Below are 20,202 nucleotides of genomic sequence, written 5' to 3' on the forward strand. Positions count from 1 at the left end.
CCAGGGTATCGGGCGGTACGCGAGTGCGGGTCGGGTGATCCCACCATCCGGCGCAGGCCACCGCCGCGCAGCGGGGTCCGGGCCGGCGACACGACCTGACCCGCCCGGCCCGGGCGGGGTCGTCCGGGGCGGTCGCCGGGCGCAGAATGACCCGGTGCACGCCCATCCCCACCCGATCCCACCGCCCCCGCAACCGCCAGGCCGCCGGGGGTGGCCGCTCCGGTCGGTGCTGGCGGTGTTGCCGGTGCTGGTGCTGCCGACCGGTTGCGCCTCCGCCGGGCCGGACACCCCGCCGACCGGGTCGCCGTCCGCTCCGGCGCCCGTCGAGGTCGACAGCGCCCGCGACGAGCTGGCGGCGTTGGCCGCCGCCGCCCGGGACCGCCACCTGACCGCCCGGTACACCCTGGCCGGCACCGGCGGCCCGACCCGCGAGATCACCGTGACCAGCGCGAACGACGGCAGCTGGCGGGTGGACGTGCCGGGGGGCGCCCTCGGCGGGACGGCCGACGTCGCGCTCACCGCCACCCGGGACGGACTGTTCCAGTGCGGCCTACCGTCGGCCGGCCGCCCCGAGCCGGCGAGCTGCGTACGGCTGGGCGACCGGGACGACGCGGTGCCGCACCGGCTGGACCCCCGGGTGCAGCACCCGTTCACCGACTGGCTGGAGGTGCTCACCGACCGGCGTACCGCGCTGTCGGTCTCCACCGCGACCACGCCACCCGGGGTGCCGGGGACCTGCTACGCGGTGGAGAGCACCGCCGCCTCGCTGCACCCGCCGCTGGACGTGGGCATCTACTGCTACCAGCCGGACGGGACTCCCACCTTCGTCCGGGCGGCGCTGGGCACGTTGACCCTGGCCGGACCGCCCGGCCCGGCACCCGACACGGTGCCGCTGGCCGGGCCGGTGGTGCCCGGTGAGCCGCTCGGCCGGGAGTCGGGTTCGTGGGCGGAGCCGAGCCCGGAAACGTCCTGACCCTGTTCGGGGGGTTACGGGTGGCCTTGACCACATTTGCCATAGTGGGCTAATCCGCCAAATACCCCATACGGGATTCTCTTCGCATGGCTCACCTCACCCCGCTGCTCGCCTTCCGCTGGAGCCCCCGGGCGTTCCACCCGACCGCCGAACTGACCGGCGACGAGGCGGCGTCCCTGCTGGAGGCGGCCCGCTGGGCCCCGTCGGCCGGCAACACGCAGCCGTGGCGGTTCGCCCTCGGCCGCCGCGACGACGAGACCTGGAAACGCATCCTGGTCAGCCTCACCGGGGCCGACCAGCGCTGGGCCCGGCACGCCGCCGCGCTGCTGCTGGGCGCGCACGTCGCGGGCGACCCGGAGCGGTGCGCGTACGACCTGGGCCAGTCGATCGCCCACCTCAGCGTCCAGGCCACCGCCCTCGGTCTGCACGTGCGCCAGATCCGCGACTTCGACCGGGCCGCGCTCGCCGCCGACCTGGACCTGCCCACCGGGGTACGCCCGCTGGTGGTGACCGCCGTGGGCCCGCTCGGCGACCCGTCGGCCCTGCCCGGGGACCTGCTGCGCCGGGAGACCGCGCTGCGCCGCCGGCACCCGGTCCACGCCCTGCTGCTCGGCTGACGCCCCGCCCGAAACGGTGGTGGCGGCACCTCGGCCGGCGGCCCGGGACGGGTGCGATTCGGATCTCAGAGTCCGGACCCACCTTTGCACCCCCCGGCTCATCACGTAGGGTCACTCTGTCATGTGGCGGGCGTACCTTCTCCTTGGTCGCCGCGACGGGGCCTGACCGGCCGGCACCCCGTCGCGGAGTCGAACCGCGCCGTCCAGCAGATCCGAACTCCATCTCGGCAACCGTCCGGGCATCGCCGCCCGACACCCGCCGACACCTTCGCAATGCTGACGCCACCTGACCCACGGGAGCACTCCGTCATGGCTCAACCTGTCACCACCGACGCCGACGCCGATCAGATCGCCCGGCAACGTCCCAGCCGGATGCCGTACCAGCGCTACCAGCCGTACCACCAGCAGTTCCGGATCGACCTGCCGGACCGCACCTGGCCGACCCGGCACGTCGAGGCCGCCCCCCGCTGGTGCGCGGTCGACCTGCGCGACGGCAACCAGGCCCTGATCGACCCGATGTCGCCGGAACGCAAGCGACGGATGTTCCAACTGCTGGTGCAGATGGGCTACAAGGAGATCGAGGTCGGCTTCCCCTCGGCCAGCCAGACCGACTTCGACTTCGTCAGGCAGCTCATCGAGCAGGACCTGATCCCCGAAGACGTCACCATCCAGGTGCTCACCCAGTGCCGGGAGCACCTGATCGAGCGGACCTTCGAGTCGCTGCGCGGCGCGCACCGGGCCATCGTGCACTTCTACAACTCCACCTCCACGCTCCAGCGTCGGGTGGTCTTCGGCCTGGACCGCGACGGCATCACCGACATCGCCACCCAGGGCGCGCGGCTCTGCCGCAAGTACGCCGAGATCCACACCCCGGACACCGACATCTACTACGAGTACTCGCCCGAGTCGTACACCGGCACGGAGCTGGAGTACGCGGTGGAGGTGTGCGGCAAGGTCATCGAGGTGATCGACCCCACCCCGGACCGCAAGCTGATCATCAACCTGCCGGCCACCGTCGAGATGGCCACCCCCAACGTGTACGCCGACTCGATCGAGTGGATGCACCGGCACCTGCCCCGCCGGGACAGCCTGGTACTCAGCCTGCACCCGCACAACGACCGGGGCACCGGGGTCGCCGCCGCCGAGCTGGGCCTGCTGGCCGGCGCGGACCGGATCGAGGGCTGCCTGTTCGGCAACGGCGAGCGCACCGGCAACGTCGATCTGGTGACGCTGGGGCTGAACCTGTTCTCCCAGGGCATCGACCCGATGATCGACTTCTCGAACATCGACGAGGTCAAGCGGGCCGTCGAATACTGCAACCAGCTCCCCGTGCACGAGCGCCACCCGTACGCCGGCGACCTGGTCTACACCGCCTTCTCCGGCTCCCACCAGGACGCCATCAAGAAGGGCTTCGACGCGCTGACCCGCGACGCCGAGGCGGCCGGGGTGCCGATCGACGACTTCACCTGGGCGGTGCCCTACCTGCCGATCGACCCGAAGGACCTGGGCCGCACCTACGAGGCGGTCATCCGGGTCAACTCGCAGTCCGGCAAGGGCGGCGTCGCGTACATCATGAAGACCGAGCATCAGCTGGACCTGCCGCGCCGGCTCCAGATCGAGTTCTCGGGCGTCGTGCAGCAGGTCACCGACCACGACGGTGGCGAGGTCGAGCCGGGCACCATGTGGCAGATCTTCGCCCGCAACTACCTGCTCGACCACCAGGTCGACCCGGCCGTCAACCTGACCGGCTACACGATCGGCACCGTCGACGGCAAGGTCGAGATCGAGGCCCAGGTGGTCGTCGACGGCGCGGCACGCACCCTCACCGCCGTCGGCAACGGCCCCATCGACGCGTACGTCAACGCGCTCCAGTCGGTGGGCGTGGCCGTACGCGTGCTGGACTACCACGAGCACGCCCTCTCCTCCGGTGGCGACGCCCAGGCCGCCGCCTACGTGGAGTGCGACATCAACGGCCAGACCGTGTGGGGCGTCGGCACCGACCCCAACATCGTCACCGCCTCCATCAAGGCCGTCACCAGCGCCACCAACCGCACCCGGCACTGATCCCCGGCGAGGAGGGGCCCTGACGTGTTCCGTCAGGGCCCCTCCTCGCCGTTCGGCAGAGCCGCTACCTGCTCGTGGCCGGGCGCGCGGCCCGGTCCGGCGCACCGTCGGCGGACGCCGGGCGGTGCACCAGCAGGCCGGCCAGCAGCGCGCCGCCGAGCAACAGGCCCGCGCACCAGGTCATCGCACCCCGGAACGCGTCGGTGAGCGCGCCGGCCTGCTCGTAGCCGGTGCCGGAGAGGCCCACCAGCAGCGGCAGCGCGGCCACCGCGAGCAGGCCGCCGGTGCGCGACGCGGCGTTGTTGAAGCCGCTGGCCACCCCGGCGAACCGGTCCGCCACGGCAGCCAGCACCGACGCGGTCAGCGGGGCCACCACCAGGGTCAGCCCGATCCCGAACAGCAGCACCCCGGGCAGCACGTCCCACCAGTACGACGCACCCGGCCCGACCCGGCGCAACAGCAGCAGGCCGACGGCGGCGACGACCGGGCCGACGGTCAGCAGCGGCCGGGGGCCGATCCGCGCCGACAGCGCCCCGGCCCGCGCCGAACCGAGCAGCAACAGCACGGTCATCGGCACGGTGGCCAGCCCGGTCCGCAGCGCCGACCAGCCGACGACGTTCTGGAGGTAGACGGAGAGGAAGAAGGTGAACCCGCTCAACGCGGCGTAGACCAGCACGGTGAACACGTTCAGCACCGAGAAGAGCCGGCTGCCGAACAGCGTGGTGGGCAGCATCGCCCCCTCGCCCCGGTGCCGTTCCAGCAGCACGAAGCACACCGCGGCGAGAATGCCCACCACGGCGGCGAGCAGCACCGGCCAGGAGCCCGGGCCGCGTACCGGAGCGTCGATCAGGGCGTAGGTGAGCCCACCCAGGGCCAACGCGCCGAGCAGCGCCCCGGCGATGTCGAAGCGCCGGCCGGCGGTGCGGGAGGTGTTCTCGTCCCGGCTCTCGGGCACCCAGCGCACCGCCGCCAGGAGCACCCCGGCCGCGAGCGGCAGGTTGATGAAGAAGATCCACCGCCAGGAGAGCGCGTCGATCAGCCATCCCCCGACGAACGGGCCGAGCGCGGTGGACACCCCGGACAGCCCCGACCAGGTACCGATCGCCCGGCCCCGGTCGTCCGGGTGGAAGCTCGCCTGGAGCACCGACAGCGACCCGGGGGTGAGCAGCGCCCCGCCCGCGCCCTGGAGGAACCGGGCGGCGATCAGCTGGTTGGTGTCCTGGGCGAGCCCGCACAGGACGGAGGCGACCGCGAACCAGACCACCCCGATCAGGAAGATCCGCCGCCTGCCGAACCGGTCCCCCAGCGACCCACCGAGCAGGACGAACGCGGCCAGCATCAGCGCGTACCCGTTGACCGTCCACTGCAGACCGGCGACGGTCGCGTCGAGGTCGGCACCCAGTCGGGGAAGCGCCACGTTGACCACGGTGCTGTCCAGGAACACCATGCCCGAGGCGAGGATCGCGGCGAGCAGCGTCCCCCGCCCGGCGGTGGTACGGATGCGGAGCGCGTGAGCGGGTGCGGTCATGGGTACCAATCTGCACGCCCTCGACCGGAGACGCCACGAAACGCGGAAACCGTGCCTTGGGTACTGTGCGGGATCGCCGGAAGCCCGCAAGCTGGAAAGGTGTCGTCTGTGCGTACCAGATCAGGAGGCCGCGCGGCGGTGGCGGCGGCCCTTGCCGCGCTGCTCGCCCTCGGCGCGGGTGGGTGTGACGTCTCGGTGGAGGAGCCGGAGGCGCCACCCGGCAGCTCCGGCAACGTGGGTGAGCAGCTCTCGGAGCTGACCGTCGCCGAGGCCGGTTCGATGAAGGGTTACAGCCGCAACCGGTTCCCGCACTGGCGGGACACCGGCAAGAACTGCGACGTGCGGGACAGCGTGCTCCAGCGCGACGGCAAGGACATCCGGCTCTCCGGCTGCAACGTGGTCGGCGGGCGGTGGGAGAGCGTCTACGACGGGCGGACCTTCACCGACCCCTCCGACGTGGACATCGACCACATGGTGCCGCTGGCCAACGCGTGGCGTTCCGGGGCCGACGAGTGGGACGACGCCAAGCGCGGCGACTTCGCCAACGACCTGACCCGACCGCAGCTCTTCGCGGTCTCCGCCAGCTCCAACCGGTCCAAGGGTGACCAGGACCCGTCGCAGTGGAAACCGCCGAACCGCGCCTACTGGTGCACGTACGCGGAACACTGGGTAGAGGTCAAGCACCACTGGAAGTTGACGGTGACCAGCGCCGAGAAGGCCGCCATCACCGACATGTTGGGGGGCTGCACATGGGCGAGCAAGCGCTGACACCGGCCGGTGCCGACACCGGGACCGACCCGGCCGCCACACCGGCGACGGCAGCGGACGGCGCACAGCCGGGAACGGCGGCGGCCACCGCCGGGATGACCGCCGACGGGCGACCCGCCGCCCCGGCCGCGGTGCCGGGCGCGGGGATGACCGCCGACGCGGGCGGCTCCGGCGGGCCCCGCGAGCTGACCGCCGACCTGGTCGCCGGCCCCGGCGGGGTGATGACCGACGAGGTGGGCGTGGTGACCGGCGAGCTGACCCTGAAGTCCCGGTACGCCGACGGCCAGGCCACGCTCACCGTGCAGTACAAGGACGCCGACGAGTGGTACGCGGTGACCGGCGGGACGGCCCGGCTCGCCGACCCGGCCGACCTCGACGCCGTGCACACCGTCGCGCTCGCCCTGCTGCACCGCCCCGAGGGCTGACCCGCCGCCGCACACCCGGACAGGGCCCCCTTCCCGTCGCCGGGAAGGGGGCCCTGTCACCTGCTCACGGGGTGGGGATCAGCTCACCGGGGTCGCCCGGCGCCCCGCCCTCGTCCGGCCGGACCAGCTCGGGTTCGACCTCGTGCGGGCGCAGCCGCCCGGCGGCGATCTCCTCGGCGAAGTGGCAGGCGACCCGGTGGCCGCCGACGACCTCGCGCAGCGCCGGCCGCTCGTCGGCGCAGCGGGTCGGCTGCGCCCACGGGCACCGGGTGTGGAACCGGCAGCCGGCCGGCGGGTTGGTGGGCGACGGCAGGTCACCGGCGAGCAGGATCCGCTCCCGCCGGTCCTCGACCAGCGGGTCCGGCACCGGCACCGCCGACATCAACGCCTTCGTGTACGGGTGCATCGGCTCCCGGTAGAGGTCGTCGCTGGACGCCTCCTCCACCAGCCCGCCCAGGTACATCACCCCGACGGTGTCGGCGATGTGCCGGACCACCGCCAGGTCGTGCGCGATGATCAGGTACGTCAGCCCGCGCTCGTTCTGGAGGTCCTCCAGCAGGTTGAGCACCTGGGCCTGGATCGACACGTCCAGGGCGGAGACCGGCTCGTCGGCGACGATCAGGTCCGGGTCGAGCACCAGCGCGCGGGCGATGCCGATCCGCTGGCGCTGCCCGCCGGAGAACTCGTGCGGATACCTGCTCAACGCCGAGGCGGGCAGACCCACCGCCTGCAGGGTGTCCCGCAGCCGCCGGCTCGTCGCCTCCTTGTCGTCGGCCAGGCCGTGCGCCTTGAGCCCCTCCACCAGCAGCGACTCGACCGACTGCCGGGGGTCCAGGCTGGAGAGCGGGTCCTGGAAGATCATCTGCATCCGACGACGGGCCTTGCGCATCGACTCGCCCTTGAGCGCGCGCACGTCGGTGCCGTCGAAGACGATCTCACCGTCGGTCGGCTCGACCAGCCGCAGCAGGCCCCGGCCGAGCGTCGACTTGCCGCACCCCGACTCGCCCACCAGCCCGTACGTCTCACCCGCGTTGATCGACAGGGAGACGCCGTCGACCGCGTAGACGTAGCCGACGGTACGGTCGAACAGCAGCCCGCTCTTGATCGGGAAGTGCACCTTGACGTCGCGCAGCTCGATCAGGGGACGTCCCTGCTCCGCCGTGTCCCCCGCCCCGGCCTGTCCGGTCGCGGCACCATCCGTGGTTCCGGTCCGTTCGGTCACGGCACCGCCACCTCCTCCGAAACGGGGTTGTTGCACCGCAGGTCGCCGCCGGAGGCGGTGGGCTCCAACGGTGGCGGGCCGTCCAGGCAGGCGTCCACCACGTTGTCGCACCGGGGCGCGAAGGCGCAGCCCTCGACCCAGGGGATGTTGTCGGCCACCGAGCCACGGATCGCGTGCAGCCGCTCGCCCCGCACCGAGTCGAGCCGGGGCACCGAGTTGAGCAACCCGTGCGTGTACGGGTGCCGGGGCCTGGCGAACAGCTCGTGCCGGGCGGCCCGCTCCACCACCTTGCCGCCGTAGAGCACGTTGACCGTGTCGCAGAGCCCCGCCACCACCCCGAGATCGTGAGTGATCATGATGAGCGCGGTACCGGTCTCGTCGACCAGTTGCTTGAGCAGGGTGAGGATCTGCGCCTGGATGGTGACGTCCAGCGCGGTGGTCGGCTCGTCCGCGATCAGCAACCGGGGCTTGCAGGCCAGCGCGATGGCGATCAGGGCACGCTGGCGCATGCCGCCGGAGATCTGGTGCGGGAACTCCGTCAGCCGGCGGTCCGGGTCGGGGATGCCGACCGCGTCCAGCAGCTCGCGGGCCTCCCGCAGGGCCTTGCGGCGGTCCATCCCCCGGTGCCGCTCCAGCACCTCGGCGACCTGCACCCCGATCGGGATGACCGGGTTCAGCGACGACAGCGGGTCCTGGAAGATCATGCCGATGTCCCGGCCGCGGCGGTCCCGCAGGTCGTCCGGGCGCAGCTTGAGCAGGTCGGTGCCTTCGAACAGCACCTCGCCGGTGACCCGGTTGCCCCGCTTCGGCAGCAGGCCCATGACGGCCAGGCTGGTCACGCTCTTGCCGCAGCCGGACTCGCCGACCAGGCCGACCGTCTGCCCCGGCTCCACCGTGAAGCTGACCTGGTCGACCGCCGTGAACGGCCGCTCGCCCCGGCGCTGGAACACCACGCTCAGATCGCGTACGTCGAGCAGGCTCATCGGGTCACATCCTCACTGTGCTGGTCGTTCGCTCCCGGCTGCGGTCGCCGGTCCACCCGGCTCCCGCCCGGCCCGGGGCCGGTCGCACCGGCCCGCCGCACCGCCGTCACCGCCGGTTCTTCGGGTCGATCGCCTCGCGCATCGCCTCACCGAGCAGGGTGAAGCCGAGCGCGACCACGATGATCGCGAGCGCCGGATAGTAGGCCAGCTCGGGGCGGACCTCGAAGTAGCGCTGGCCGTCGACGCCGAGCATCAGCCCCCACTCGGCCCGGTTGATGTCCGGGTCGCCGAGGCCGAGGAAGGACAGCGCCGCCGCGTCGAGGATCGACACTGCGAAGGTCAGCGTGGCCTGCACGATCACCGCGGTCAGCGAGTTGGGCAGCATGTGCCGCAGGACGATGTTGCGTTCCTTCACGCCCAGCGCCCGCGCGGCGAGGACGTGGTCGCTCTCCCGCTGGGCGAGCATCGAGCCGCGCAGCAGCCGGGCGAAGATCGGCACGCTGACGATCGCCACCGCGAAGATCACCGTCCACTGGCTCGACCGGCTGGCCATCGCGACCAGGGTGATCGCCAGCAGCAGGCTGGGCAGCGCCAGCATCACGTCGGTGAGGCGCATCAGCACCACGTCGACCCAGCCGCCGAAGGCCCCGGCGATCGCGCCGAGCAGCACGCCCAGGGTGAGCCCGATCAGGGTGGCGAGCACGCCGACGAAGAGGGTCTGCCGGCTGCCGTGGATCATCCGGGAGAGGAAGTCCCGGCCGAGCGGGTCCGAGCCGAACGGGTGCCCGGCGGTGGCCCCGGGGATGCTGTCCACGGTCAGGTCCCGGGTCAGCTCGTCGAAGCGCTGCACCGGGTCGTGCGGGGCGATCAACGGGGCGAAGAGCGCCACCAGTACGAACAACCCGACGATGACGGCGCCGACGATGGCCACCGGGTTACGACGCAGCCGGCGCAGCGCGTCCCGGTAGAGGCTGACCCCGCCCGGGTCGGCGGTGGCCCGCGCCAACTCGTCGAGCCGGGCCCGCTTGCGGTCGCCGAGCCGGCCGAGGCTGCGCTCCCGCCGCTGCGCCGGGCTGTCGCCGGACTGGCCGGTGGGGGTGTCGCCGGACTGGCCGGCCTGCCCGGCGGCGGCCGGACCCTCGGCGGGCTGGCCGGTGGGGGTGTCGCCGGTGCGGGGCTTGCCCACGCCGGGGCGGGTGGTCGGGTCGGTCATCGCACACGCACCCTCGGGTCGATGAAGGCGTAGGAGAGGTCGACCAGCAGGTTGACCAGCACGAAGACCAGCGCGGCGAGCAGGATGATCGCCTGGAGCACCGGGTAGTCCCGGCCGCCGCTGATCGAGTCGGTGATCAGGGTGCCGAGCCCGCCCCAGTTGTAGACCTTCTCGGTGAGCACCGCGCCGGAGAGCAGCGCGCCCGTCTGCAGGCCGATGGTGGTCACCACCGGCAGCAGGGCGTTGCGCAGGATGTGCCGGCCCCGGATGGTGCGGTGCCGCAGGCCCTTCGCCTCGGCGGTCCGTACGTAGTCCTCGTTGAGCACGTCGAGCACGCTGGCCCGGGTGATCCGGACGATCACCGCCAGCGGGATCGTGGCCAGCGTGACCGCCGGCAGGATCAGGTGCCAGAGCGCGTCGGCGCTGGCGTCGAACTCCCGGGTGAGCAGGCCGTCCAGGACGTAGAACCCGGTCACCGAGGTGTTGTCCATCCCGGTGCTGATCCGCCCGGACGGCGGGAACCAGTGGATGTCCTGGGTGAGCACGTCCTTGAGCAGGTAGCCCAGGAAGAAGATGGGGATCGAGATGCCGAGCAGGGTGCCGGCGATCGTCAGGTTGTCGAGGAGTCGGCCCCGGTAGCGGGCGGCGAGATAGCCCAGCGGCACCCCCAGCCCCACCGCGATGATCATGGCGGCGATGGCCAGTTCGATCGTGGCCGGGAAGGCGCGGGCGATGACGTCGGTGACCGGGTCACCGGAACGGATCGAGTTGCCCAGGTCCCCCGTGAGGACCCGCTGCATGAACTTGCCGTACTGCACGAGGATCGGCTGGTCGTAGCCGAGCGCCTTGATCAGCAGCGCCCGTCGTTCCGGGGTGGCCCGCTCGCCGAGCAGCGCCTCGACCGGGCCGCCGGGCAGGTTCCGCAACCAGACGAAGATCAGCGCGGACAGCGCTATCAGCGTCACCACCAGTTGGAGCAGGCGGCGGACTATGACTCGCAACATCTCTCACACACCAGACTCTCGATGTTCGCGGCATCGGCCCGGGCCGGCACTTGCTCCCGACCCGGGCCGATGCACGCCTACGGCGTCAGCCGACGGACGTCACTTGCTGCTGACGCTGACCGTGTTGAAGCGCTCGTCGGTCAGCGGGCTGGCGACCAGCCCCTGCACGTCCTTGGTGACGACGATGGCCGGCGGGGCGTGCCAGACCGGCACGGCCGGCAGCCACTTGGCGGCGATGTCGCGGTTGACCTGCTCCCAGGCCGCCTTCTTGCCCGCCTCGTCGACGGTGGCGTCGGCCTTGGCGATCGCGTCGAACATCTCGGTCATGGCCTGGTCACCGAACTCGACCTTGCCCCGGCCGAAGAAGGTGCCGACGAAGTTGCCCGGGTCGTTGTAGTCACCGGTCCAGCCGAGGATGTGCAGGTCCTGCTTGCCGAACTGCTGCACGTCGTCCTTGAAGCCACCGTTCCACGGACGCGGCACGCCGTTGACCTTGATGCCGACGGCCTGCAGGTCGTTGGCCAGGACGGTGAAGATCTCCTGCGGGTTCGGCATGTACGGCCGGGAGACGTCCGGCGGGTAGTAGAAGTTGAGGGTCAGCCCCTCGGCGCCGGCCTCCTTGAGCAGCTGCTTGGCCTTGTCCGGGTTGTACTCGTACTTCTGCACGTCCGGGGCGTAACCGAGCACGGTGTCCGGCATGAACTCGTCGGCGACCTTGGTGCCACCCGGGCCCTTGGTCTGGACGAGCTGCTGACGGTTGAGGGCGTAGGCGATCGCCTGGCGTACCCGCAGGTCCTTCAGCTTCGGGTTCTTCTGGTTGATGCCCAGGTAGAGGATGTTGAACGCCGGGCGGTCGAGGACCTGGAAGCCCTCGCCGGACAGCGCCTTGCGGTCGGCCGGAGCCGGGAAGTCGATGCCCTGGACAGTGCCGGCCCGCAGCTCCTGCTTACGGGTGTTCTCGTCCTTGATCACCTTGATGATGACCTTGTCGACCTTGGCCTTCTCGCCCCAGTAGTCGGGGTTGCGGTTCAGGGTGATCTCGTTCTTGGCCTTGTCCCAGCCACCGAAGGTGAACGGACCGGTGCCGACCGGGGTGGTGGTCGCGAACGAGCTGTACTCGAAGGAGTCGCCGTTCTGCTTGACCGTGTCGGCGTCACCCTTCTTGAGGGCCTCCGGGCTGGCGATCGAGAGCGCGGTCAGCGCGAACGCGCCCGGGAACGCACCCTTGTACTTGTTGAGGGTGACCACGGCGGTGCCGTCGTCCTTGGCCTCACACTTGTTGTAGAGCGCCTCGCCGGCACCCTCGGCCTCGTTCTTGGCGAACCCGCCGAAGACGTCCTGGTAGTAGATCATCTGCGACTGGGCGGCGGCGCCCTTCATGTTGTACCAGCGGTCGAAGTTGAAGCAGACCGCGGCGGCGTTGAAGGGGGTGCCGTCGTGGAACTTCACGCCCTGGCGCAGCTTGAAGGTCCAGACCTTGCCCTCGGGGTCGTGCTCCCAGCTCTCGGCGAGGCCACCCACCAGGTCGGCAGTGCCCGGCTTGTGCTGGACCAGCGTGTCGTACATCTGCCGGACCGGCCGGAACGACTCACCGTCGTCGTTGAAGATCGGGTCGAAGTTCTTCGGGTCACCGGCACCGGCGAAGATGAAGGTGCCGCCCGTCTTGGCCTCGCCACTGTTGTCATCGCCGCGGTCACTCTCCGCACAGCCGGCCGCGCCGACCGCCAGGGCTGCAACGGCCACGAGGCTCACGGCCGTCCTTAGCCTTCTCGCCTGCATCTCTCACCTCTGTCATCCGCCTGAACAACGCCGGTCCATGGCTCGGTCCGTGAGCGGGAGGCTATGACACGACACACCGAAGCGGAACGGCCGTTAGGCAATCGCTACCAAGCCGACACCAAGCACTCCGTCTGACACCGCCGGATCTCCCGACAAACGGGACTGTCACAGCGGCAGGTCGCAGATTTGTCCGGAAATCGCCCGGGTATCCGAATGCGCCACCACCACCGGTCACCCACCGTCACGCCCCGTCCCGCCGGCTCCCGCGAGGCGGCTCCCGACGGTCGCCGTCCGCACCCGCGTCCGGTTGCGGGGGTACGCTCCGCGCCGGTCCGGCGCTCCGTGCGTGTCCCGGGGCCAACGTCCCGTGACCGGCGGCACCCCCGGGCCGGAATCCCCACCCCGCCCCCGGCGTTACACCCTGCGTACGACCGCAGCAGCACCCGGACCACCCGGCGTCCCGGCCGCCGGCGGAATGACCCGGCACCGACGCTCGTTACACCCCCGGTACGACCGCAGCAGGCAGTACCCCGGCCGACCCCGCACCCCCGGACGGGAATGGCCCCGGACCCCCGGTCGTTACACCTGACCCCGGCACGAGCGGCCACCACCCCGGCCGGCAGGCCCCACCGGAACCCCCTCAGACTTTCCCCCCGTATGAGCGCCCCCGACGTGGTGCCCACGCCCCCTTCCGCTGCCCGTCCCCCACGGGCACACCCAGCCCTCCACCGGCCGGGTCGGGGCGTCTACCCCCGAAGGAGCAACCCCATGAAGACCACCATCATGAACACCACCATCCTGCGTAAGAGCGTCCTCGGCATCGCCGGTCTCGCCGTCGCCGGAGGCATCGCCGCCGGCCCGCTCAACCACGACACCCCCACCATCGACACCCGCCCCGTCGCCACCGTCCAGGCCGACAAGCCCACCGTGGACACCACCAAGCTGATCCCGCACGGCGTGCAGGGCGAGCAGTCCCGCATCGACCTCAACGACGAGCAGACCGGCAACGCCAAGGCGATCATCGCCGCCACCAAGAAGGCCGGCATGGACGAGCGCGCCGCCGTCGTGTCCATCGCGACCAGCCTGCAGGAGTCGAAGCTGGAGAACCTCGGCCACCTCGGTGACCGCAACGACCACGACTCGCAGGGCCTGTTCCAGCAGCGCCCCTCCAGCGGCTGGGGCACCGTCGAGCAGATCACCGACCCCGAGTACGCCACCCTGGCGTTCCTCAAGGGCCTCAAGCAGGTCGACGGCTGGCAGGACATGCCCCTGACCAAGGCCGCCCAGACCGTCCAGGTCTCCGCCTACCCCGACCACTACGCCCAGTGGGAACAGCAGGCCGCCGACCTCGTCGCCCAGCACTGGAACAGCTGACCCCCCTACGACACGACGGCCGGCACCCCACCCGGGGTGCCGGCCATCGGCGTGTCTCCACCGGCGGGGCCGGTGATCGGCGAGGGTCAGACCGCGCGGCGGCCCTCGAAGGCCCGACCCAGGGTGATCTCGTCGGCGTACTCCAGGTCGCCGCCGACCGGCAGGCCGCTGGCCAGGCGGGTGACCGCGATGCCCATCGGCTTGACCATCAACGCCAGGTACGTCGCGGTCGCCTCGCCCTCGGTGTTCGGGTCGGTGGCGAGGATCAGCTCACGGATCGTCCCCGCGCTGAGCCGGCTCATCAGCTCGCGGATGCGCAGGTTGTCCGGGCCGATCCCCTCCAGCGGATTGATCGCCCCGCCGAGCACGTGGTAGCGGCCCCGGAACTCACCGGTCCGCTCGATCGCCACCACATCCTTGGGTTCCTCGACCACGCAGATCACCTCGTCGGTGCGGCGCGGGTCGCGGCAGATCCGGCACTGCTCCGACTCGGCGACGTTGAAGCAGGTGGTGCAGAACCGGACCAGGTCCTTGACCTTGCGCAGCGCACCGGCGAGCCGGGTGACGTCGGCCGGGTCCGCCGACAGGACGTGGAAGGCGATCCGCTGGGCGCTCTTCGGGCCGACGCCCGGCAGCCGTCCCAACTCGTCGATCAGGTCCTGGATGGCACCCTCGTACATCTGCGGGTCAGAATCCGGGCAGGCCGAGGCCGCCCATGCCGCCGGCGACCGGGCCCATCTTCTGGTCGGTCAGCTCCTTGGCCGCCTCGGCGGCGTTGTGCAGGGCCGCGACGACCAGGTCCTCCAGGGTCTCGACGTCCTCCGGGTCGACCGCCTTCGGGTCGATCCTGATGCTCTTGATCTCGCCGGAGCCGGACACGGTCGCGGTGACCAGACCTCCGCCGGCGGTGCCGGTCAGCTCGGCCTCGGCCAGCTCGGCCTGCGCCTTGGCGATCTGCTGCTGCATCTTCTGCGCCTGCTTCAGCATCTGCTGCATGTTCGGCTGTCCACCTGGGCGCACGGATGGCTCCTTCTCGCACTCGTCTGCTCGGCCGCGCCCAGCCTAGTCGGGCACGGCCGGTGGTCTCCGGTCCGGGCGACGGCGGGTCAGCGCGCGTCCACCTCGTCGATCTTCTCGGCCCCGAACGCCTCCCGGAGCAACTGCACCGCCTGCTCCTCGCTGGACTGCCGGGCGGTCCGCTCGTCGATCACCTCGTCCAGCGGTTCGTCACCCGGGTCGAAGCCCTCGTAGGCCGGGGCCGCCGCCGGCTGCGAGCGTCCACCGGCACGCCCCGGCCCGTCGTAGTCCGGGTCGTACGGCGGCTCACCGGCCCAGTCGGCGTCCGCCGTCCGGCGCGCCGGCTGGGCGGACCGTGGCCCCTTGGCAGTGCCGGCCGCTGCCGCCGCCGCAGCCGCCCGCGCCGCCGCGATCGCGCTGCTCACCGGGGCCGCGCCGGGGGCGGTCGCACCGGTCTGCGCCGGGGCCGTCGTCTGCCCCGCCGGCCTGGGTACGGCAGTCGCCGTCCCGCCGGCACGCGCAGCCGCCGGTGCCACCGCCCGCGCTCCGGATGCCCCCGCCGTGCCGGGCCCGGCCTGCGCGCCCGTTGCCTGCGCCGAACCGCCGGCCATCGTCGCCGTGGCCACCGCGCCGCCCGGACGGGCCGCCTCGGGCCAGTCGCCGGCATCGCCCGCGCTACCGGCCCCGCCGGGGCGGGCAGCCTCCGGCCAGCCGTCCTCGCCACCGGGACGGGCCGGCTCGGGCCAGTCGTCGTCGGCCGGGCTGGTCCCGCCGCCCGGCGCCTGCGGGTCGCCGTCCCGCACCGCCACGGCGGTCGCACCGCGCGCACCGGAACTGTCCACCGCACCGGCGCCGTTCGCGCGGCCGGTACCGGCAGCATCCGGCACCCCGGCCACGTTGGTCCCGCCGTGTGCGCTGGTCCCGCCGTGTGCGCTGGTCCCGCCGGTGGGCGGGGAAGCGTCGGGCCGGGCCGCCGGGCCGCCGGCCGCGCCGGATGGACCGGGACCGGCGTCCGGGCCGGCGGACGGACGGGCCGGCTGGGGGGTGACACTACCGTCGGACGGGCCGGGCGGGGAGTCGGCGGGAGGCGCGGACGGGCGGGCCGGCCGGGACGGACCACCGGGGGTCACCCCGCCCCGCTCACCGGCCACCTCGCAGCGGATCTGCCAGCGACCGCCCAACTCCTCGTAGAGCGCGTCGGTGAGCACCCGGGCGTGGTCGGCCATCATCTTGGCCAGCACCACCGACTTCACGGTCACCACCAGCGTGTCCCCGTCGAGGTCCCGGACCACGGCGTCCCGCATCAGGGCGGCGATCCGCTTGTTCGTCCGGTTGACCTTGCCGACCACCTCTGGCCACGCCCGCCGGACCGCCACCGCGTCGAGCGCACCCACCGGGTCGCTGCCCGGTCGGGGCGGCTCGGGCGTCGCCGGATCGGGCAGCACCGCCGACGGCGGCACCGGACGGCGTACGGGAGCGGCGTCGGCGACCGGTGCGCCACCCGACGGCGGCGCGGCAGGGGCCGCTGAAGGCGATCCGGGGCGGGCACCGGCAGCGGCAGCCCGCGCGGCGGCCACCCCGGTGGGGGCTCCGGACTCCGGCGGGGTGTCGGCGACGGCCTGGGCGGGCTGGGGGCGTACCTCGGTGGGGGCGGGCGGAGACGCGGAGCCGGCGGCGGCCGGCGGCAGGTCGACGGCACCCAGGGTGAGCCGGCGCTCCATCCGTTCCAGACGCTGGAGCAGGCCACCGGTGGAGTCGTCGACGCCGGGCAGCAGCATCCGGGCGCAGATCAGCTCCAGCAGCAGCCGGGGAGCGGTGGTGCCGCGCATGTCGACCAGGCCGTTGTGCACGATGTCGGCGCAGCGGGACAGGGTCGCCGGGCCGAGCCGCTGCGCCTGGGCGGCCATCCGCTCGATCTGGTCGGCCGGGCCGTCGATCAGGCCCTTGCCGGCGGCGTCCGGCACCTGCTGGAGCACGATCAGGTCGCGCAGCCGTTCCAACAGGTCGGAGGCGAACCGGCGCGGATCGTGACCGGCCTCGGCCACCCGGTCGACAGTCGCGTACGCCGCCGCGCCGTCCCCGGCGGCCAGCGCGTCGCACATCTCGTCGATCAGCGCGGAGTCGGTGACACCGAGCAGCGCGGCGGCCCGGGGATAGCTGACCCCCTCCGGGCCGGCGCCCGCGATGAGCTGGTCGAGCACGGAGAGGCTGTCCCGGGCGCTACCGCCACCGGCGCGCACCACCAGCGGGAAGACCGCCGGGTCGACGGTCACCCCCTCGGCCTGGGTGAGCTGCTCCAGGTACGGCCGGAGCACCTTCGGCGGGATCAGCCGGAACGGGTAGTGGTGGGTCCGCGACCTGATCGTGCCGAGGACCTTCTCCGGCTCGGTGGTGGCGAAGATGAACTTGACGTACTCCGGGGGCTCCTCGACCAGCTTGAGCAGGGCGTTGAAGCCGGCCGACGAGACCATGTGCGCCTCGTCGATGACGTAGATCTTGAAGCGGCTCTGGGCCGGCGCGAAGAACGCCTTCTCCCGCAGTTCACGGGCGTCGTCGACGCCACCGTGGCTGGCCGCGTCGATCTCGATGACGTCGATCGAGCCGGAGCCGTCGACGGCCAGCGACCGGCAGGAGTCGCACTGCCCGCACGGCTCCGGGGTGGGGCCCTGCTCACAGTTGAGCGAACGGGCCAGGATGCGGGCGCTGGAGGTCTTGCCGCAGCCCCGGGGGCCGGAGAACAGGTAGGCGTGGTTGAGCCGACCGCTGCGCAGCGCCTGCGACAACGGCTCGGTGACGTGCTCCTGGCCGATGACCTCGGCGAAGGTACGCGGCCGGTACTTGCGGTAGAGCGCCAGCGTCACTCGTCCCGCCTCCTCTCGACCGAGCCATTCTGCGCCGGTCGGGCGCGGGTGACCACCCACCACCCCGGGACCCGACCCGCAGGTACGGTACCGGTGGGCGGAGACAAAAAGGCCTCCCGTGCACCCGGCAGAGCTCGCTTATCCTTGCTGCCTTCCGGCCCTGGGGAGGTTCACGAGATACCGCCGCACGGGAGGTACCGCCCACCCTACCCGACCCCGGGTGGATCTTCGGGGGGTGGTGGGGTGGCCCGGCCGCCGGGGACCTGTATCCTGGCTCGCGGAGGATTCGCCTAGAGGCCTAGGGCGCACGCTTGGAAAGCGTGTTGGGATAAAACCCTCACGAGTTCGAATCTCGTATCCTCCGCTCGCCTGAGCAGGAAAAACGACAGGGCCGGCCCCCAGGGGGACCGGCCCTGAATCGTCTCTACCGTCGCTCTCGTCTCAGTTGTCGTCTCGGTTGCCCTGTTCCGGCTGGTCGGGCGGCGGCTTGGTGACCCTCTCCCCCGGCCCGGCCGGCGGGTCGCCCCAGAGCAGTCCGCCGAGCTGCTGCGCGATGTCCCGGCGTACCTGGTCGGTCATGTGCTGGTAGCGGACGGCCATGGCCGAGTTCGACCAGCCCATGATGCCCATCACGGCGCGGCCGGAGACGCCGAGCACCAAGAGCGCGGTGGCGGCGGTGTGCCGGGCGTCGTGTAGCCGGCCGTCCCGCACTCCGGCGAGCTTGAGCAGCCGTTTCCACTCGTCGTAGTCCGTCGCCTGGTGGATCGCCTGGCCGGTTGGCGAGGCGAACACCCATCCCTCATCGCGCCAGAGCTGGGCGGCGGTTTCGCGCTCGGCGTCCTGCTCTTTCCGGTGCTGCCGTAGCAGGTCGACCAGGGCGTCCGGCAGGCCGATCGAGCGACGACCAGCACGGGATTTCGTGTCCGCTGCCACCGGCCGTTCATTCACCCGGTCGGGGCACTGGCCGGGCAACTTCTGTTCGCACTCTCCCCCACAACCGTGCCGCCACTTCGGTCGAAGCAGTGCCCGACGGACGGTCAACGATCCGTTGTCCAGATCCACGTCCGGCCATTTCAGGCCGAGCGCTTCCCCCTGGCGCAGACCGAGCGCCAGAGCCACCGCCCATCGGGCGCTGTTCCGCCGGGACGCTGCCGCACGCAGGATCGCCTGCACCTCCGGAACGGAGTACGGCTGCACCTCGGAATCCGGCAGGCGGGGCGGCTTGGCCAGCGCGGCGGGATTCCGGGCGAGGTGTCCCCGGCGCACCGCCTCGCCGAGTGCCGTGCGGATGGTCCGGTGCGCCTGGTGGGCGGTGCCGGCCGCGCTGCCGTTGGCCATCATCCGCACGTATAGCCGCTCCAGGTGCTCCGGCTCCAGGCGGTCAAGGCGGTGGGCACCGACGCCGGGAATCAGGTGCCGCCGAACGGCGACCCGGTAGCCGTCGAGCGTGTTCGTACGGACCACCGGGCCGGCGATGTTCTCGACCCAATGCGTCAGCCACTTTTCTACCGTCCAGCGGCTACCCGGCTTCCGAACCGTGCCGTTGTCGCGCTCCCGTTCCAGGGCACGAACCTTGCGGATCACCTCGGCTTCGGTCTTGGCCTGAACGTGGCGGCGGTCCGGCTTGCCGTTGTCCTGCACACCGACCGTGACGCGGCCGTGCCAGAAGCCGTCACCGCCCTTGTAGATGCTGGATGCGCCGTTCGGCTTTCGTCCCACTCGTCGGTCTCCTTTCGTCAGGCGGCGTTGTCGAGGTGGGTCGGTTCGGCGAGCAGGTTCCGCACATACTCGTCGAGGCAGAAGGTGGGAACTCGGCGTAGGCGGCCGATGGTGACGGTGCGGATCTGGCCCGCCTTGATCAGGGCGTACATGGTGGTGCGGCCGATGCCGAGCCGTTCGGCCGCTTGCTCGATGGTCAAAACCACGCGGTTGTCGGGGGAGGTCATCAGCGGGTGTTCTCCTTCGGGGTGGCGTCGAGGTAGATGCGCTGGAACATCGGGGATCGGCGGTCGGGGTAGGGCCGGGAGACGTAGCGGATGTGCAGCACTCGGGCGATGGCGTCGAGTGCTGCGGTTGTTTCAGCGGGTGTGCCGTGCAGCCTGATTCGCACGGTGAGCGCCTTTCGGTCGGTGCGGGTCGGGTGGTGGAGGGCGGGTTGGGCGGTGCGGCAGAACGGCGTAGGGCGACCCGCTGAGAGCGCCGGAGACGCGAGATCACGGCCGCATCGGTGTACGGCTATAGGTCGGGCTGTCTCTGTGGCTCTCAGCGGGCCGTTTCTGCTGCCGTTTTGGGGGTGGGTGTTCTGCCGGGAGGGGGTCGGGAAGCGTTGACACGCTGACAATCGGCGATCATGCGAGCGTTTCCGCAGGTGAGG

18 protein-coding genes, 1 tRNA gene and 1 other RNA gene are annotated in these 20,202 nt (G+C 71.9%); 7 read left to right on the forward strand and 13 right to left on the reverse strand.

Annotated features, from left to right (window positions below):
• The first annotated feature begins 226 nt into the window (after positions 1-226).
• From ACN268_RS20135 to leuA, 3 genes are all read left to right on the forward strand, one after another.
• Positions 227-973: a hypothetical protein gene (locus ACN268_RS20135; protein WP_421484529.1), complete on the forward strand. Its 747-nt coding sequence runs from the start codon at positions 227-229 to the stop codon at positions 971-973.
• A gap of 86 nt (positions 974-1,059) precedes the next feature.
• The gene (locus tag ACN268_RS20140) at positions 1,060-1,590 is read left to right on the forward strand and encodes a nitroreductase family protein (protein WP_421484530.1); all 531 of its coding nucleotides are present in this window, start codon (positions 1,060-1,062) and stop codon (positions 1,588-1,590) included.
• Between the two features lie 309 nt (positions 1,591-1,899).
• Positions 1,900-3,654 carry a 2-isopropylmalate synthase gene (gene leuA, locus ACN268_RS20145; protein ID WP_421484531.1) on the forward strand — a complete coding sequence of 585 codons (1,755 nt, stop codon included), beginning with the start codon at positions 1,900-1,902 and terminating at the stop codon, positions 3,652-3,654.
• Positions 3,655-3,718: 64 nt separating this feature from the next.
• On the opposite strand, the gene ACN268_RS20150 is transcribed toward leuA, so the two are convergent.
• Positions 3,719-5,182, reverse strand: a complete 1,464-nt coding sequence (locus tag ACN268_RS20150) for an MFS transporter (RefSeq protein WP_421484532.1) — start codon at positions 5,180-5,182, stop codon at positions 3,719-3,721.
• 108 nt (positions 5,183-5,290) lie between these two features.
• Here ACN268_RS20150 and ACN268_RS20155 point away from each other — a divergent pair, with 108 nt between their 5' ends.
• The gene (locus tag ACN268_RS20155) at positions 5,291-5,950 is read left to right on the forward strand and encodes an HNH endonuclease family protein (RefSeq protein WP_088643797.1); all 660 of its coding nucleotides are present in this window, start codon (positions 5,291-5,293) and stop codon (positions 5,948-5,950) included.
• Positions 5,932-6,375 (forward strand): hypothetical protein, encoded by a 444-nt coding sequence (locus tag ACN268_RS20160; protein ID WP_421484533.1) that lies wholly within the window; start codon positions 5,932-5,934, stop codon positions 6,373-6,375. The genes ACN268_RS20155 and ACN268_RS20160 overlap by 19 nt, the downstream gene beginning before the upstream one ends.
• A gap of 64 nt (positions 6,376-6,439) precedes the next feature.
• Here ACN268_RS20160 and ACN268_RS20165 read toward each other — a convergent pair whose 3' ends face one another.
• From ACN268_RS20165 to ACN268_RS20185, 5 genes are all read right to left on the reverse strand, one after another.
• Positions 6,440-7,516 (reverse strand): ABC transporter ATP-binding protein, encoded by a 1,077-nt coding sequence (locus ACN268_RS20165; protein ID WP_421486943.1) that lies wholly within the window; start codon positions 7,514-7,516, stop codon positions 6,440-6,442.
• Between the two features lie 77 nt (positions 7,517-7,593).
• Positions 7,594-8,580, reverse strand: coding sequence for an ABC transporter ATP-binding protein (locus ACN268_RS20170; protein WP_088643795.1), 987 nt, complete (start codon positions 8,578-8,580; stop codon positions 7,594-7,596).
• A gap of 106 nt (positions 8,581-8,686) precedes the next feature.
• Positions 8,687-9,793 carry an ABC transporter permease gene (locus tag ACN268_RS20175; protein ID WP_421484534.1) on the reverse strand — a complete coding sequence of 369 codons (1,107 nt, stop codon included), beginning with the start codon at positions 9,791-9,793 and terminating at the stop codon, positions 8,687-8,689.
• Entirely contained in the window at positions 9,790-10,797 is a 1,008-nt protein-coding gene (locus ACN268_RS20180) for an ABC transporter permease (RefSeq protein WP_421484535.1), read from the reverse strand. Before ACN268_RS20180 ends, ACN268_RS20175 begins: the two co-directional genes overlap by 4 nt.
• Positions 10,798-10,896: 99 nt before the next feature.
• A complete protein-coding gene (locus ACN268_RS20185; RefSeq protein ID WP_421484536.1) occupies positions 10,897-12,576 on the reverse strand; it encodes an ABC transporter substrate-binding protein in 1,680 nt (559 codons plus the stop codon).
• 783 nt (positions 12,577-13,359) lie between these two features.
• Here ACN268_RS20185 and ACN268_RS20190 point away from each other — a divergent pair.
• On the forward strand, positions 13,360-13,950 hold the full coding sequence (locus tag ACN268_RS20190) for a hypothetical protein (protein WP_421486944.1): 591 nt from the start codon (positions 13,360-13,362) through the stop codon (positions 13,948-13,950).
• An 86-nt stretch (positions 13,951-14,036) separates the two neighbouring features.
• Here the strand turns inward: ACN268_RS20190 and recR are convergent, their stop codons facing one another.
• From recR to ffs, 4 genes are all read right to left on the reverse strand, one after another.
• Positions 14,037-14,630 (reverse strand): recombination mediator RecR, encoded by a 594-nt coding sequence (gene recR / locus ACN268_RS20195; protein ID WP_088647762.1) that lies wholly within the window; start codon positions 14,628-14,630, stop codon positions 14,037-14,039.
• Between the two features lie 7 nt (positions 14,631-14,637).
• On the reverse strand, positions 14,638-14,946 hold the full coding sequence (locus ACN268_RS20200; RefSeq protein WP_067309858.1) for a YbaB/EbfC family nucleoid-associated protein: 309 nt from the start codon (positions 14,944-14,946) through the stop codon (positions 14,638-14,640).
• 110 nt (positions 14,947-15,056) lie between these two features.
• Positions 15,057-17,828: a DNA polymerase III subunit gamma and tau gene (locus ACN268_RS20205; RefSeq protein WP_421484537.1), complete on the reverse strand. Its 2,772-nt coding sequence runs from the start codon at positions 17,826-17,828 to the stop codon at positions 15,057-15,059.
• Positions 17,829-17,935: 107 nt separating this feature from the next.
• Positions 17,936-18,025: signal recognition particle sRNA small type (gene ffs, locus ACN268_RS20210), an RNA gene on the reverse strand.
• Positions 18,026-18,107: 82 nt separating this feature from the next.
• On the opposite strand from ffs, the gene ACN268_RS20215 reads away from it, so the two are divergent.
• Positions 18,108-18,192 (forward strand) — tRNA-Ser (locus ACN268_RS20215).
• A gap of 77 nt (positions 18,193-18,269) precedes the next feature.
• On the opposite strand, the gene ACN268_RS20220 is transcribed toward ACN268_RS20215, so the two are convergent.
• Genes ACN268_RS20220 through ACN268_RS20230 form a run of 3 tightly spaced genes read right to left on the reverse strand, consistent with a single transcriptional unit; the run spans position 18,270 to position 19,938 of the window.
• Entirely contained in the window at positions 18,270-19,547 is a 1,278-nt protein-coding gene (locus ACN268_RS20220) for a tyrosine-type recombinase/integrase (RefSeq protein ID WP_421484538.1), read from the reverse strand.
• Between the two features lie 17 nt (positions 19,548-19,564).
• Positions 19,565-19,774 (reverse strand): helix-turn-helix domain-containing protein, encoded by a 210-nt coding sequence (locus ACN268_RS20225; protein WP_357767489.1) that lies wholly within the window; start codon positions 19,772-19,774, stop codon positions 19,565-19,567.
• Positions 19,774-19,938, reverse strand: a complete 165-nt coding sequence (locus ACN268_RS20230) for a hypothetical protein (RefSeq protein WP_421484539.1) — start codon at positions 19,936-19,938, stop codon at positions 19,774-19,776. The genes ACN268_RS20225 and ACN268_RS20230 overlap by 1 nt, the downstream gene beginning before the upstream one ends.
• Positions 19,939-20,202 lie beyond the last annotated feature (264 nt).

Origin of the sequence: Micromonospora sp. WMMD735 (genome assembly GCF_049178995.1) — a bacterium.
GTDB classification, from domain to species: Bacteria; Actinomycetota; Actinomycetes; order Mycobacteriales; family Micromonosporaceae; genus Micromonospora; species Micromonospora wenchangensis.

What these genes read in the sequence shown, in the direction of transcription:
- ACN268_RS20140 (WP_421484530.1), top strand. Translation starts at nt 1,060, where the DNA reads ATGGCTCACCTCACCCCGCTGCTCGCCTTCCGCTGGAGCCCCCGGGCG.
- leuA (WP_421484531.1), top strand. Translation starts at nt 1,900, where the DNA reads ATGGCTCAACCTGTCACCACCGACGCCGACGCCGATCAGATCGCCCGG.
- ACN268_RS20150 (WP_421484532.1), bottom strand. Translation starts at nt 5,182, where the DNA reads ATGACCGCACCCGCTCACGCGCTCCGCATCCGTACCACCGCCGGGCGG.
- ACN268_RS20160 (WP_421484533.1), top strand. Translation starts at nt 5,932, where the DNA reads ATGGGCGAGCAAGCGCTGACACCGGCCGGTGCCGACACCGGGACCGAC.
- ACN268_RS20170 (WP_088643795.1), bottom strand. Translation starts at nt 8,580, where the DNA reads ATGAGCCTGCTCGACGTACGCGATCTGAGCGTGGTGTTCCAGCGCCGG.
- ACN268_RS20175 (WP_421484534.1), bottom strand. Translation starts at nt 9,793, where the DNA reads ATGACCGACCCGACCACCCGCCCCGGCGTGGGCAAGCCCCGCACCGGC.
- ACN268_RS20180 (WP_421484535.1), bottom strand. Translation starts at nt 10,797, where the DNA reads ATGTTGCGAGTCATAGTCCGCCGCCTGCTCCAACTGGTGGTGACGCTG.
- ACN268_RS20185 (WP_421484536.1), bottom strand. Translation starts at nt 12,576, where the DNA reads ATGCAGGCGAGAAGGCTAAGGACGGCCGTGAGCCTCGTGGCCGTTGCA.
- ACN268_RS20190 (WP_421486944.1), top strand. Translation starts at nt 13,360, where the DNA reads ATGAACACCACCATCCTGCGTAAGAGCGTCCTCGGCATCGCCGGTCTC.
- recR (WP_088647762.1), bottom strand. Translation starts at nt 14,630, where the DNA reads ATGTACGAGGGTGCCATCCAGGACCTGATCGACGAGTTGGGACGGCTG.
- ACN268_RS20200 (WP_067309858.1), bottom strand. Translation starts at nt 14,946, where the DNA reads ATGCAGCAGATGCTGAAGCAGGCGCAGAAGATGCAGCAGCAGATCGCC.
- ACN268_RS20225 (WP_357767489.1), bottom strand. Translation starts at nt 19,774, where the DNA reads ATGACCTCCCCCGACAACCGCGTGGTTTTGACCATCGAGCAAGCGGCC.